This is a genomic window from Sphingomonas sp. Leaf67 (genome assembly GCF_001421965.1).
Taxonomy (GTDB): domain Bacteria; phylum Pseudomonadota; class Alphaproteobacteria; order Sphingomonadales; family Sphingomonadaceae; genus Sphingomonas.
Genome location: NZ_LMLP01000023.1, coordinates 106,496 through 119,331 on the forward strand (window position 1 = coordinate 106,496; position 12,836 = coordinate 119,331).

The 12,836-nt window shown below is 66.6% G+C and carries 13 protein-coding genes; 3 read left to right on the forward strand and 10 right to left on the reverse strand.

Annotation, left to right across the window (positions count from 1 at the left end; all coding sequences use genetic code 11):
- Window positions 1-111 precede the first annotated feature (111 nt).
- The 5 genes from zapE to ASE90_RS16430 form a co-directional block, all read right to left on the reverse strand.
- Window positions 112-1,215 carry a cell division protein ZapE gene (gene zapE / locus ASE90_RS16410; protein ID WP_056003322.1) on the reverse strand — a complete coding sequence of 368 codons (1,104 nt, stop codon included), beginning with the start codon at window positions 1,213-1,215 and terminating at the stop codon, window positions 112-114.
- 158 nt (window positions 1,216-1,373) lie between these two features.
- A complete protein-coding gene (locus tag ASE90_RS16415; RefSeq protein WP_056003325.1) occupies window positions 1,374-2,153 on the reverse strand; it encodes a succinate dehydrogenase iron-sulfur subunit in 780 nt (259 codons plus the stop codon).
- A 245-nt stretch (window positions 2,154-2,398) separates the two neighbouring features.
- Window positions 2,399-4,618 (reverse strand): xanthine dehydrogenase family protein molybdopterin-binding subunit, encoded by a 2,220-nt coding sequence (locus ASE90_RS16420; RefSeq protein ID WP_056003328.1) that lies wholly within the window; start codon window positions 4,616-4,618, stop codon window positions 2,399-2,401.
- Window positions 4,615-5,592 (reverse strand): FAD binding domain-containing protein, encoded by a 978-nt coding sequence (locus ASE90_RS16425; protein WP_056003330.1) that lies wholly within the window; start codon window positions 5,590-5,592, stop codon window positions 4,615-4,617. The genes ASE90_RS16420 and ASE90_RS16425 overlap by 4 nt, the downstream gene beginning before the upstream one ends.
- Window positions 5,589-6,110, reverse strand: a complete 522-nt coding sequence (locus tag ASE90_RS16430) for a 2Fe-2S iron-sulfur cluster-binding protein (RefSeq protein WP_082449887.1) — start codon at window positions 6,108-6,110, stop codon at window positions 5,589-5,591. The genes ASE90_RS16425 and ASE90_RS16430 overlap by 4 nt, the downstream gene beginning before the upstream one ends.
- 97 nt (window positions 6,111-6,207) lie before the next feature.
- Here ASE90_RS16430 and ASE90_RS16435 point away from each other — a divergent pair, with 97 nt between their 5' ends.
- On the forward strand, window positions 6,208-7,209 hold the full coding sequence (locus tag ASE90_RS16435; protein WP_414889395.1) for a glycerophosphodiester phosphodiesterase: 1,002 nt from the start codon (window positions 6,208-6,210) through the stop codon (window positions 7,207-7,209).
- A gap of 28 nt (window positions 7,210-7,237) precedes the next feature.
- Window positions 7,238-7,459, forward strand: coding sequence for a hypothetical protein (locus ASE90_RS16440; protein ID WP_414889397.1), 222 nt, complete (start codon window positions 7,238-7,240; stop codon window positions 7,457-7,459).
- A gap of 43 nt (window positions 7,460-7,502) precedes the next feature.
- On the opposite strand, the gene ASE90_RS16445 is transcribed toward ASE90_RS16440, so the two are convergent.
- Both ASE90_RS16445 and ASE90_RS16450 read right to left on the reverse strand, forming a co-directional pair.
- Entirely contained in the window at window positions 7,503-8,219 is a 717-nt protein-coding gene (locus ASE90_RS16445; protein ID WP_235531885.1) for a GPI inositol-deacylase, read from the reverse strand.
- Window positions 8,210-8,866, reverse strand: coding sequence for a TIGR02117 family protein (locus ASE90_RS16450; protein ID WP_235531886.1), 657 nt, complete (start codon window positions 8,864-8,866; stop codon window positions 8,210-8,212). The genes ASE90_RS16445 and ASE90_RS16450 overlap by 10 nt, the downstream gene beginning before the upstream one ends.
- Before the next feature lie 24 nt (window positions 8,867-8,890).
- Between ASE90_RS16450 and phhA the strand changes: the two genes are divergently transcribed.
- Entirely contained in the window at window positions 8,891-9,757 is an 867-nt protein-coding gene (gene phhA, locus ASE90_RS16455) for a phenylalanine 4-monooxygenase (RefSeq protein WP_056003343.1), read from the forward strand.
- Window positions 9,758-9,784: 27 nt separating this feature from the next.
- Here the strand turns inward: phhA and ASE90_RS16460 are convergent, their stop codons facing one another.
- From ASE90_RS16460 to ASE90_RS16470, 3 genes are all read right to left on the reverse strand, one after another.
- Window positions 9,785-10,720 carry a 50S ribosomal protein L11 methyltransferase gene (locus ASE90_RS16460; protein ID WP_056003346.1) on the reverse strand — a complete coding sequence of 312 codons (936 nt, stop codon included), beginning with the start codon at window positions 10,718-10,720 and terminating at the stop codon, window positions 9,785-9,787.
- A complete protein-coding gene (locus ASE90_RS16465; protein WP_056003350.1) occupies window positions 10,717-11,412 on the reverse strand; it encodes an SDR family NAD(P)-dependent oxidoreductase in 696 nt (231 codons plus the stop codon). The genes ASE90_RS16460 and ASE90_RS16465 overlap by 4 nt, the downstream gene beginning before the upstream one ends.
- A 70-nt stretch (window positions 11,413-11,482) precedes the next feature.
- Window positions 11,483-12,832, reverse strand: a complete 1,350-nt coding sequence (locus ASE90_RS16470) for a methyl-accepting chemotaxis protein (RefSeq protein ID WP_056003353.1) — start codon at window positions 12,830-12,832, stop codon at window positions 11,483-11,485.
- Window positions 12,833-12,836: the final 4 nt, after the last annotated feature.

The window sequence follows — 12,836 nt, forward strand, 5'->3', positions numbered from 1 at the left end:
GACCTGTTCGGGGCAACCCCTTCTCGACTTCGGTTCTCGACAGGCTCGAACCTGCGCTCGAAGCAAACGGGACTGTTGTAATGGGGAGTGAAGGATGGATGACGGCAGGCGCTACCCCTCGCCATGCCCCTTCGCGAGATATTCCTCCGACCGCATTTCCTCGAGCCGGCTGATCGTCCGATCGAATTCGAACCGTCCGTCGCCACGCGGATACAGGTCGCCGGGCTGCGCGTCGGCCGCCGCCAGCAGCTTGACGCGATATTCGTACAGCGCGTCGATCAGCGTCACGAACCGCGCCGCCTCGTTGCGGTTGTCGGGGCCGAGCACCGGGATGCCGACCAGAATGACGGTGTGGAACGTCCGCGCGATTTCCAGATAATCGGGCGCGCCGCGCGCTTCGCGGCACAGGCGCGAAAAGCTGAACACCGCGACGCCCTTCAACGCCTTGGGTACGTGCAGCGTTCGCCCGCCGATATCGAGGTCGCACGACGGCACATGGTCGCGATCCTCGACGGGATAATCGGTCAGGCGGAAGAACGCGGCCGACAGCGCCGCGGTCGCGACCGGCCCGTTGGGCACCAGCCACGTATCGACCGCGCCCAGCCGGTCGCGGCGATAATCGGTCGGGCCGTTCAGCGGCAGCACGTCGAGGTTCGATTCGAGCAGCGCGATGAACGGCAGGAAGCTGTCGCGCTGCAATCCGTCCTTGTAGAGATCGACCGGCGGACGGTTCGATGTCGCGACGATCGTCACGCCGTGGGTCATCATTTCGGTGAACAGCCGCGACAGCACCATCGCGTCGGCGGTGTTGTTGATGACCATTTCGTCGAAGGCGAGCAGCTTCAGGTCCTTCGCCAGTGCCTCGGCGACCGGCGGGACCGGATTGCCCGCTTCCTTGGCGCGCTCGGTCGCCAGGCGGGCATGGACCTCGATCATGAAGGCATGGAAATGGACGCGGCGCTTGGCCGGATCGTTCACGCAGTCGTAGAACAGGTCCATCAGCATCGACTTGCCACGCCCGACGCCACCCCACAGGTACACGCCGCGCGGGGCAGGGGCGTCGCGGCCGGTCAGCCGTGCGAACAGCCCGCGCTTTGGGGGGGAATCGAGTTCGGCGGCAAGCCGCGACAGGCGCTGCGCCGCGGCGCGCTGTTCGGGGTCGGGGCGCAATTCGCCGGCGGTGACGAGGCTGTCGTAACGAGTCAGGACGGTCATTCACCGGCCCCTATCACGCCAACACAGTTTGCCTCGAGCTTGTCGAGAACCGAAGTCGAGAAGGCGGTGGCCGCATCAACGTCGTTCTCGACGGACGCTTCTCGACAAGCTCGAAGCTGCTCGAACCGAACGGGGAGGAAACAGGAAGGCACGAGCGATCAGATGATCCGCTCGACTTCCATTTTCTTGATCTCGGCGATCGCCTTGGCCGGGTTCAGCCCCTTGGGGCACACGTTCGCGCAGTTCATGATCGTGTGGCAACGATACAGGCGGAACGGATCTTCGAGTTCGTCGAGACGCTCCCCGGTCATTTCGTCGCGGCTGTCGGCCAGCCAGCGATAGGCCTGGAGCAGGATCGCCGGCCCGAGGAACTTGTCGCTGTTCCACCAATAGCTGGGGCACGAGGTCGAGCAGCACGCGCACAGAATGCACTCATACAGCCCGTCGAGCTTGTTGCGGTCCTCGGGCGACTGGAGCCGTTCCTTGCCGGCAGGTTCCGGGGTCACGGTCTGTAGCCACGGCTTGATCGAGGCATATTGCGCGTAGAAATGGGTAAAGTCCGGCACCAGATCCTTGATGACGTCCATGTGCGGCAGCGGGGTGATGCGGATATCGCCCTTGATATCTTCGATCGCGGTGGTGCAGGCAAGGCCGTTGCGGCCGTCGATGTTCATCGAACACGATCCGCAAATGCCTTCACGGCACGACCGGCGGAAGGTGAGAGAGGGGTCCTGTTCCGACTTCATCTTGATGAGCGCGTCGAGCACCATCGGCCCGCATTCGTCGAGATCGATCTCGAAATCGTCGTAGCGCGGATTCTGACCCGAATCGGGGTCGTAGCGATAGACCTTGAATTTCTTGATCCGGCCCGAGGTCGACGACGTGTGGGTCGTGCCCTTCTGGATGCGACTGTTCTTGGGCAAACGGAATTCGGCCATGGTGCTCGCTCGGTTCGGCTTGTGGGGCGGCAAGACCGCCCGGTCTGCGCGTCAGATACATGACAGGTGGGGATGCCGCAAATGCGAACAAGGGAAAAACCACGGTTATTCCTCCCCGGTACGGGGAGGGGGACCGCCGCGTAGCGGTGGTGGAGGGGGGTGGCCGCCTACGCTGCCGTGGCGTTGCGAGGCGCTCCCCCTCCACCAGCCTGCGGCTGGTCCCCCTCCCCGCGAGCGGGGAGGATTTAGACCGCCGGCAATCCTTCGAGCAGCTTGTCGAGCGTCGCCGGATAGTCGCGCATCCGGATGCCGGTCGCGTTATAGATCGCGTTGGTCACCGCCGCGCCCGCGCCACCGATCCCCAGTTCGCCGATCCCCTTGGCATGCAACGGATTGGCATGATGATCGCGCTCGTCGAGGAAGACGATATCCATGTGCGGAATGTCGGCATGGACCGGCACGTGATATTCGGCGAGGTCGTGGTTGACGATGCGCCCGTCGCGATCGTCATGGACCAGTTCCTCGGTCAACGCCGTGCCGATGCCGAACACGATGCCGCCGATGCACTGCGACCGTGCGGTCTGGGCATTGAGGATGCGTCCCGCCTCGAACGTCGAATGCCAGCGCGTCACCCGCACCTCGCCGGTGACGGCGTGCACCTTCACCTCGCAGAAATGCGCGCCATAGCCGGCCTGCGTCGTTTCCTGTTCCTGTTTGCCCGGCTCGATCGACCCCTTGGCCGTGATGCCGTCGCCGACCAGTTCGCCGATCGCGACCCGGCGGTTGCCGGCGATGGCATGGCCGTCCTTCAGCGTCAGATCGTCGGGTTCGACGCCCATCGCCTCGGCCAGTTTCTCGCGCAGCGCCTGCGCCGCGAGATAGACCGACGACCCGCTGCTGCCCGCACCCCATGAACCACCCGACCCGGCACCCGGCGGCGAATTGGTATCGCCCAGATGCACCGCCACCCGTTCGACCGGCAGGCCGAGGATTTCGCCCGCAATCTGGGCGAGGATGGTGTAGGTGCCGGTGCCGATATCGGTCATGTCGGTTTCGACCATCGCCCGCCCGTCGGGACCGATCGACACCTGCGCCTCGCTGGGTTGCAGCATGTTGGTGCGCGTCGTCGCTGCCATACCCTGCCCGATCAGCCAGTCGCCGTCGCGCTTGCCACCGGGCGTCTTGTTGCGCTGATCCCAGCCGAACGCCTTTGCGCCCGCATCGAGACAGCGGGTCAGCGACCGCGTCGAAAAGGGCACGTCCTTCTGCGGGTCCTTGGCCGGATCGTTGCGGCGGCGCAATTCGACCGGATCGATGCCGATCTGTTCGGCCAGTTCGTCCATCGCATTTTCCTGCGCGAGCAGCCCGACCGCCTCGCCCGGTGCCCGCATCGATCCCGACAGGGTCCGGTTCAGTTCGACCACATCATGTTTGATGATCCGGTTCTCGCCGCCATACAGGAATTGCGTCGCCTGTCCGGCCGGTTCGAAATAGCCTTCGCCCGGCAGGTTCGAACACAGCGTTTCGTGCCCGATCCCGGTCAGCTTGCCATCGGCATCGGCGGCAAGGCGGAAGCGCTGCTGCGTGTTCGACCGGCGCACGGTCGCGTCGAACACTTGCTGGCGGGTCATCACCGTCTTGACCGGCCGCCCGACCGCCTTCGCCGCCAGCGCGGTCGCGACGGTGTCGGGCGAGATGCCGAGCTTCGACCCGAAGCCGCCACCGATATAGCGCGCGACGATCCGCACCTTCGACTGGCGCTCGCCCAGCGACTTGGCGAGCTGCTGCTTGTCCGACGACGGCATCTGCAACGAACCGTAGAGCGTCAGCCCGTCATCGTCCCACACCGCGATCGAGGCATGCGGCTCCATCGCCGCGGAATTCTGCGACGGGGTGCGCCACACATCGTCGACCGTGAAGGCGGCGTCGGCCATCGCCTGATCCAGATCGCCCTGGCTGTGATAGGGCGGCATCGATCCGGGGGGCGGTTTGATCGCGTCGTCGACATGATCGTCGAAGGTGAAGACGCCCTCGGCAGGGTCATGGCGGATCGTCACCAGCTGCGCGGCGTCGCGCGCGACCTCATAGCTTTCGGCGACGACGATCGCGACCGGTTCGCCGAAATAGGCGACGTCCTTGACCCCTTGCGTCGGGGCTCCGGTCTCACCGCCCTGCTGGGCGTTGCGGATGAAGGTCTTCAGGTCGACGACGACGTCGATCACACCGGGCAGCGCCTTCGCCCCCTCGGCATCGATCGAGGTGATCTTGCCCGCCGGAAAGGTTGCGCGGACCAGGAAGCCGTAGGCAAGGTTCGGAAAATCGTACTCGGCCGAATAGGTGGCCTGTCCGGCGACCTTCAGCGGACCGTCGATCCGTTCGATCCCCTTGCCGATGATGCCCTGTACGCTCGAGTCGAGCAGGCTGTTCTCGACCGGTTTGTCCATGCGGAGTGCGTTGGTGGTCATGCGGTCAACTCCCGCAGCGTCGCGATCAGCGTGCGCCGGGTCAGAGGAATCTTGAAGTCGTTGCTGCCGAAGCCCTTGGCGTCTTGCAGCAATAGTTCGGCGGCCTGCCCGAACAGCGCATCGGACGGGGCCTGCCCGACCAGCACGTTCTCGACGGCTTCGTTGCGCCACGGCATCGGGCCGAGTCCCCCGAACGCAAGGCGGGCCGAGGCGATCTTGCCGTCCTCGACCGCGATAATCCCGGCGACCGAAACCAGCGCGAACGCATAGGAGGCGCGGTCGCGGACCTTGCGATAGGTCTGCTTGCCCGCCGGTGCCGGCGGCAATTCGACATGGGTGATGAGTTCACCGGCGCGCAGCACATGCTCGATATCGGGCGTGTCGCCCGGCAGGCGATAGAAATCGCCGATCGGAATGCGTCGCCGCTCGCCATCGCTGCCCAGCGTCACGATCGTTGCATCGAGTGCGCGCATCGCCACCGCCATGTCGCTTGGATGGGTCGCAATGCACTTCTCGCTGGTGCCGAGCACGGCGAGGATGCGGTTGAAGCCCTCCTGCGCGTCGCAGCCCGATCCCGGCACCCGCTTGTTGCAGCGCGCCGCCGTTTCGTAGAAATAATAGCAGCGCGTCCGTTGCAGCAGGTTGCCACCGGTCGACGCCTTGTTGCGCAACTGCCCCGACGCCCCGGCCAGCAAGGCGCGGCTGAGCACTTCGTACCGCTCGCGGATGATCGGGTCGGCCGCAAGGTCCGAATTCGGCACCAGCGCCCCGATCCGTATGCCGCCGCCGTCGATCTCCTCGATATCGTTCAGCGGCAGGCGGCTGATATCGACCAGCCGTGCAGGCGTTTCGACCTGCAACTTCATCAGGTCGAGCAGGTTGGTCCCGCCGGCGATGAACTTCGTGTCGCGCCCCGCACCCTCGCGGACGGCAGCTTCGGCGCTGTCGGCCTTCGCATAATCGAACAGTTTCATTCTGCCGCCTCCGCCTGCGCAGGTAGTTTGGCGTCGGCGACTTCGCGGATCGCGTCGACGATGTTGGGATAGGCCGAACAGCGGCACAGATTGCCGCTCATCCGTTCGCGGATTTCGTCGTCGGTGAAATCGGGATCGTCGAGGTCCGCGCTGACATGGCTTGGCCAGCCCTTCTCGACCTCGTCGAGCATGCCGACCGCCGAACAAATCTGTCCGGGTGTGCAATATCCGCACTGGAATCCGTCATGCTTGACGAACGCCGCCTGCAACGGGTGCAGCTTTTCGGGCGTGCCCAGCCCCTCGATCGTCACGATCTCGTCATCCTGATGCATCACGGCGAGCGTGAGGCAGGAATTGATGCGGCGGCCGTTCACCAGCACGGTGCACGCCCCGCATTGGCCATGGTCGCAGCCCTTCTTGCTGCCGGTGAGCGAAAGATGTTCGCGCAGCAGGTCGAGCAGGGTGGTGCGAATGTCCACCTCCGCCTGATGCGGCTGGCCGTTGATGGTGAAATGCATGGGTCGGCGCTCCGTTGGTCACATCGGCTAACGTTCGCCGTCGAAACGGTTTCCTGTTGCGAAAGGATCGCAGATGTTAGGGTCGGTTTTGCTGGCGATGCTGGGGATGGGCACGATGACCGAGGAACGACCGATCGACGCCACGCCGATCGTCATCGCGCATCGCGGTGCCAGCGGATCGCGCCCCGAACATACCCTCGCCGCGTATGAACTCGCGATCGAACAGGGTGCGGACTTCATCGAACCCGATCTGGTGCTGACGAAGGACGATGTGTTCGTCGCCCGGCACGAAAACGAGATTTCGGGCACCACCGACGTCGCCGCCCACCCCGAATTCGCCGCCCGCCGCGCGACGAAAACGATCGACGGCCAGCGGGTCACCGGCTGGTTCACCGAGGATTTCACGCTCGCCGAACTGCGCACGCTGCGGGCGAAGGAACGCCTGCCGCAACTGCGCCCCGGCAATACCCGCTATGACGGGCAGCAAGTGATCCCGACGCTGGCCGAGGTGATCGCGCTTGCCAAGCGCGCCACCGCGGCGACCGGGCGGACGATCGGCATCTATCCCGAAACCAAGCATCCGACCTATTTCGCGTCGATCGGCCATGCGATGGAGGTGCGTCTCGTCGCCGAACTGCGCGCTGCCGGCTGGGACAGTGCGAAGGCACCGGTGTTCATCCAGTCGTTCGAGGTGAACAATCTGAAGGCGCTGAGGAAACTGACCGGCATCCGCCTGATCCAGTTGATGGATGCCGAGGGCGGCCCGGCCGACCACGCCGTCGACAGCTATGCGACGATGGCGACGCCTGCGGGGCTGAAGGCGGTCGCGACCTATGCCTTCGGGATCGGGCCGAACAAGTCGATGGTCGCAGGGGGCAAGCCGCTGGTCCATGACGCGCATGTCGCGGGGCTGCGCGTCCACCCATGGACCTATCGTGCCGAGAATGTCTTCCTGCCCGAATCCTATCGCGTGGCCGGCGGACACGGGGCGCATGGCCGGGTGAGGCAGGAAATCGCCGATGCGGTCGCCGCCGGTGTCGATGGTTTCTTCACCGATTTCCCGCTAATCGGGGCGCAGGTACGCGACAAACCATATTGAGGGACGGTGCATGCGATTGGGGTGGGTGATGCTGGCGCTGGCGCCGCTGACCGGGGGCTGTGTCAGCACGGTGTGGAACGTCGCGACCGCGCCGGTTCGCGCCGGTGCGCAGGTGATCGACTGGACGACGACCAGCCAGTCGGAGGCCGACCGCAATTACGGCCGCAAGATGCGCAAGAAGGAAGCCCGCGAGGGCCGCGAGATGCGCAAGGAAGAGGCACGGCGCCTTCGCGAGCGGGACGGCGATTGAGTCGCGTTAACTCCCCTCCCTTGTCAGGGAGGGGAGTACGATCTCACCGATTCCCCGCCAGCGCCTCCGCCACCGCGCGCAGCACCACCAGCCGGGTCTGCACGCCATAATGGCTGCTCACGACCTCGACCGCGCGGCAGCCGGGTTCGCCGGGCACATGGCAGCCCATGCCGTTGACCAGCCCGTCGCTGGCGCTCCAGATCGCGGTGGCGGGAACGGGCAGGGGGCGGCGGACCTCTTCGGCCAGCGCCAGCACGGCGGGATCGTCGACCGACTCGCCGCTGATCCATTCATAGAGCCGCCAGACATGGGTCGAGCGCGCCGGCCCGGCATAGGGGCTGGCGACAGTCACCACCTGTTCGACCAGATCGGGCCGGCGATGCGCTGCCAGCCGCGCCATGATTCCGCCCAGACTGACCCCGACCAGCGCCACCGGCCGTCCGCTCGCCTGCGCGACGGCATCGATGCGCGCGAACAGGTCGCCCGCGTCCGGCCCGATGCTGCGCTGTCCGAAATTGCGCCCCAGTTCCCAGCCATGCGCGTCGTGGCCGAGCGCGCGCAGATAGCGGCGCAGGATCGTGTTCGACCGGTCGCTGTTGAACAATCCGGGCAACAGCATCACCGGCTCGCCGCCCGCCCGTGGTGCGCCCGCCAGCGCCCGCCGCCATCCGAACGGCACCCCCGCCAGCGCAATCGCGGCGCGCGGCGTCTCAATCACGAAACGGCCGATCGGGGGCGGGGCGAGCATGGTCACAGCCATGCCGTGACCGTCACCGGAAACGGCGTCCACGCCCCCATCGGCACCCCCGCCGCCCGCAGCACCGCGCCGGTCCACGCATTGCAGGTATGCACCGCGCTGTACCGCCCGCGCGCCGCGTAAAAGGCATCGGACGGGCCATAGCCGTGTACGGATGGCCCTTGCGCGAAACTCGCACGGATCGCCGCGACCAGCCGCCGATACTGGTCGGGCGACAGCGTGACCGGATAAACCCCCGACTCGCCCTTCGGTTCGGGCAGATGCCCGACATGCAGCACCACCGCGTCGCTGCCGGTCGCGGCGGCAAGGATGGTGACCGGGCTGACATCGGCCCAGGTCGGCGTGCCGAGGTAGAAGGCGCGCTCGCCCCAGCCGATCGACAGCCAGCCATGGCCGGCATAGCGCGGGTCGGCCAGATCGCCGGCACGTACCACATCGTCGAACGACTGGCCGGCGGCATGTTTGGGCAAGACGATGCCGGTATGGATGCCGTTATCCTCGACATAGATGCGGATGCCCTGTTGCGGCGGAAGCTCGCCCGATCCGCCCGGGATCGCGCCGCCGATCAGCCCGGCGATGCAGTACCCCAGCACGAACAACAGCATGCCGCCCAGCAAACCCGACAGTCGAAGGGACCATTTCCGTAGCATCGTTCCCCATGCTACTATGGTCGGATGGCCAGCGATACCCATGTACTCGACCGCCCGCCCGAGGGTGCCAATGCCGACTGGACGATCCCGCAGGGCTGGGACGCCTATAGCGCGCAGGACCATGCCACGTGGGACACGCTGTTCGCGCGGCAGATGCAATTGCTGCCCGGCCGGGCATCGGACGCGTTCCTGCGCGGGCTGGACGCGCTGAAACTGTCCGAATCCGGGATTCCCGATTTCGAGGAGCTGTCGGACCGGCTGGAGGTGCTGACCGGGTGGCGGGTGGTCGCGGTGCCGGGGCTGGTGCCCGACGACGTGTTCTTCACCCACATGGCCAATCGCCGCTTCGTCGCCGGCAACTTCATCCGCCGGCCCGACCAGCTCGACTATCTTCAGGAACCCGACGTCTTTCACGACGTGTTCGGTCATGTGCCGATGCTCGCCGATCCGGTGTTCGCCGACTATCTGGCGGCCTATGGTCGCGGGGGCCTGCGCGCGCTCGAACTCGGGTCGCTGAAGCAACTCGCGCGGCTCTACTGGTACACCGTCGAATTCGGGCTGGTGCAGGAGGCGGGGGCCTTACGCATGTACGGCGCGGGCATCGTGTCGAGCGCATCGGAAACCCGCTTCTCGCTCGACGATCCCAGCCCCAACCGGATCCTGCTCGATCTGCCGCGCGTCATGCGCACCGATTACCGGATCGACGATTTCCAGCAGACCTATTTCGTCATCCCGAGCTTCGACGAACTGCTGCGCCTGACCGTCGAGACCGACTTTGCGCCGGTGTATGACTCGATCGCCGGGCAGCAGGAGATCGCGGTCGACGAAGTACTGCCCGAGGATGTGGTGCTGACCCGCGGCACGCAGGAGTATGCGAGGTCAAAGACATAAAATCCTCCCCGTGCCGGGGAGGATCTTTTACAGATCCAAAGCCCAGCCGTCGCGCCCCTTCGGATCGATCGGTTCGGTCGGCACGAACCGCTCCGCCCCCGCCGTCAGCCGCAACACGCTCCAGTCACCCCGCCGGTCGACCTCCGCCAGCGTAACGCCGCAGACCGCATAGGCGCCGACCACGTCCGCCCGCTGCGTCTCCAGCAGCCCGGCCAGCACGATCGTCGCCCCCGGCGCGGCGATCGCCGCCACCTCCGGCGCCATTGACATCAGCGGCCCTGCGAGGATGTTCGCGATCAGCAGGTCATAGGGTGCCGCCGTGGTGATCGCATCCGACAATGCGCCGTCGGCGACCACCAGTTCGACCCGATCAACCTCGTTCAGCCGCGCATTGTCGGCGGTCACGTCGATCGCCACCGGATCGATATCGGTCGCGATCACCCGCGCCGCCGGCCACAATTCGCGCGCCGCGAACGCGAGCAACCCGGTGCCGGTCCCCAGATCGATCGCGTTCACGAACGTCCGGTCCGCCAACCGGTCGAGCATCGCCAGGCACCCGCTGGTCGTCTCGTGATGCCCGGTGCCGAAGGCGCGTCCCGCATCGATCAGGAACGCGCGCTTGCCCGGCGGCACGTCGCCCGCCTGCGCCGCGGTGTGGACATAGAAGCGCCCGACCGACAACGGGTCCAGCCCCGCCTGGCTCATCGTCACCCAGTCCTCGTCGCCCAGGGCCTCGATCCGCGGCACCTGTCCGGCGGCACTCGGGGCCAGCGCGACGATCGCGGCGATGGCGGCGGCATCGGGCTCCACCTCGAAATAGGCGTCGAGCCGCCACGTCTCGGTATCGTCCTCGACCGTCTCGGTCGTCATCAGCACCGGGGCGGGGTCGATCCCGAAATCATGCGCTGCGTCGATCGCCTCGGCTTCGGCGCGGGTGCACGGCAGGGTCAGTTTCCAGCTCATCGCACATAGCTCGCGCCGTTGACGTCCAGCACCGCGCCGGTCATCGATTCGGGGGCCTCGGTCGCGCAGAATGCCGCCATCACCGCGACCTCGTCGGGCATCGCCACCCGGCCGAGCGGAATATCGGCCAGCAGCTTGTCGCCGCCGCGGCTCGCCACATAGTCCTCGGCCATGCCGGTCATGGTGAAACCGGGACAGATGGCGAAGGCGAGGATGCGATCGCGGGCATAGGCGCGGGCAATGGTCTTGGTCATCGCCACCATGCCGGCCTTGGCCGCGGCATAATGCCAGTGCGCGGGCGAATCGCCCCGGTGTGCGGCGCGGCTGGCGATGTTGACGATCCGGCCGGGGATGCCCCGATCCTGCCAGTGGCGCACCGCCAGCCGGCTGAGTTCGGCGGCGGCAGTCAGGTTGATGCGCAGCGTCCGCTCCCAGCCCGCGACCCATTCGTCGTCGGACCGGTCGATCGGGTTCGGTTCGAACACGCCGGCATTGTTGACGAGGATATCGACCCGCCCGTCCAGCCGGTCGAGCGCGCGCCGCCACAGGTCGCCCGGCGCGGCGGGATCGGCGAAGTCGGCGGCAAGGTCGCCGGCGGTCGACTGGACGGCAAGGGTGTGGGCGTCGCGCAGGCGATCGGCGATCGCCGCACCGATCCCGCGCGATCCGCCGGTCAGGAGAATATGAGCCATGCCCCGCCGTGTAGGCGGGGGCGGGGCAGGGAGCAACGGGCGGTCGTCGGTGCCGTTGCGGTCGTCGGTCTTATGCCGCGACCTTGGCGATGAAATCGACCGCGCTGGCCTTCAGCGATCCCAGTTCGCCGTCGAGCGAGTTGAACCCTTCGCCGACCCGGTCGATTTCCGACGCGACGGTTTCGGTGTCCTCGCGGATCGTGGCGATCGTCGACGACATCGAATCGGCGGCCAGCGCGGTTTCATCGACGGCGGCGGTGATCGCGGTCACCGTCTGCGCCTGCACCTCCATCGCGCTGCGGATGCGGTTGGCGCTTTCCTGCACCTCGCTCACCGTGGCGCGGATCGATGCGTTGGTTTCGACGGTCGATCGGGTCGCCGCCTGGATCGCCGCGATCTTGGCGGCGATGTCGTCGGTGGCGCGTGCGGTCTGGCTGGCGAGACTCTTCACCTCCTGTGCGACCACCGCGAATCCGCGTCCGGCGTCGCCGGCGCGCGCTGCCTCGATCGTCGCGTTCAGTGCCAGCAAATTGGTCTGACCGGCGATGTCGCGGATCAGGCCGAGGATCGATTCGATCGATTTGGCATGGTCCGACAGCGTTTCCGACATGCCGACGGCGGTGCCCGCCTGTCCGGAGGCGCGCGTCGCGATCTCGGCGGCGGCCTCGACCTCGGTGCGCGCATCCTCGATCGCGCGGATCAGCCCGGCGGCGGTAGCGGCCGCCTCACGCATCGCGACCGCCGACTGTTCGGCGGCGGCGGCGACTTCGGACGCCTTGCCCAGCATCCCGCGGGCACTGGCGGAGGTGCGCACGGCATGGCCGCGCAACGCGTCGCTCTCGCGGCTGGCGCGTTCGACCGTCGATCCGATATTGTCGCGGAATTCATGTGCCAGCCGGTCGCGCGATTCCTGCAGGTCGTAATGCGAATAGGCATTGTAGAGCGACACGAACATTTCGCATTCGACCGAGCGTAGCCGGAACAGCAACTCGGCGGCATCGCGGAACGCCGTTTCGTCGGCGATACCGCGCCGCAGCACGTCGAGCAGCGCCCGCGCCCCCGCATCGCCCATCGACAGGATCGCGGTCAGCGGCACTTCGTTCGAAAAGGCGCGGGCGACGGTACGCTCGCACGATTCGACCCATGCCATGCCGGTCAGGTTGGTGAAGCGGTTGCGCAGATAGGCGACGCCCAGTTCCAGCATCCGCTCGTAATCGTTCATCATGCTCTCGCGCCCGCCGACCTTTTGCGACTGGTCGAAATGCGCGGCGGCGACGAGTCGCGCCTCGGGTTCGATCACGCTCCACAGGGCGCGCGCGGCGTCGACATCGGCCGACGAGATGTTGAAAAGGCGAAGGCGTTCCCGCAAATCGATCGTACGGCTGACGCTCTCTGCTGCCGGAAGTGTCTTCGTCGCCACGTTG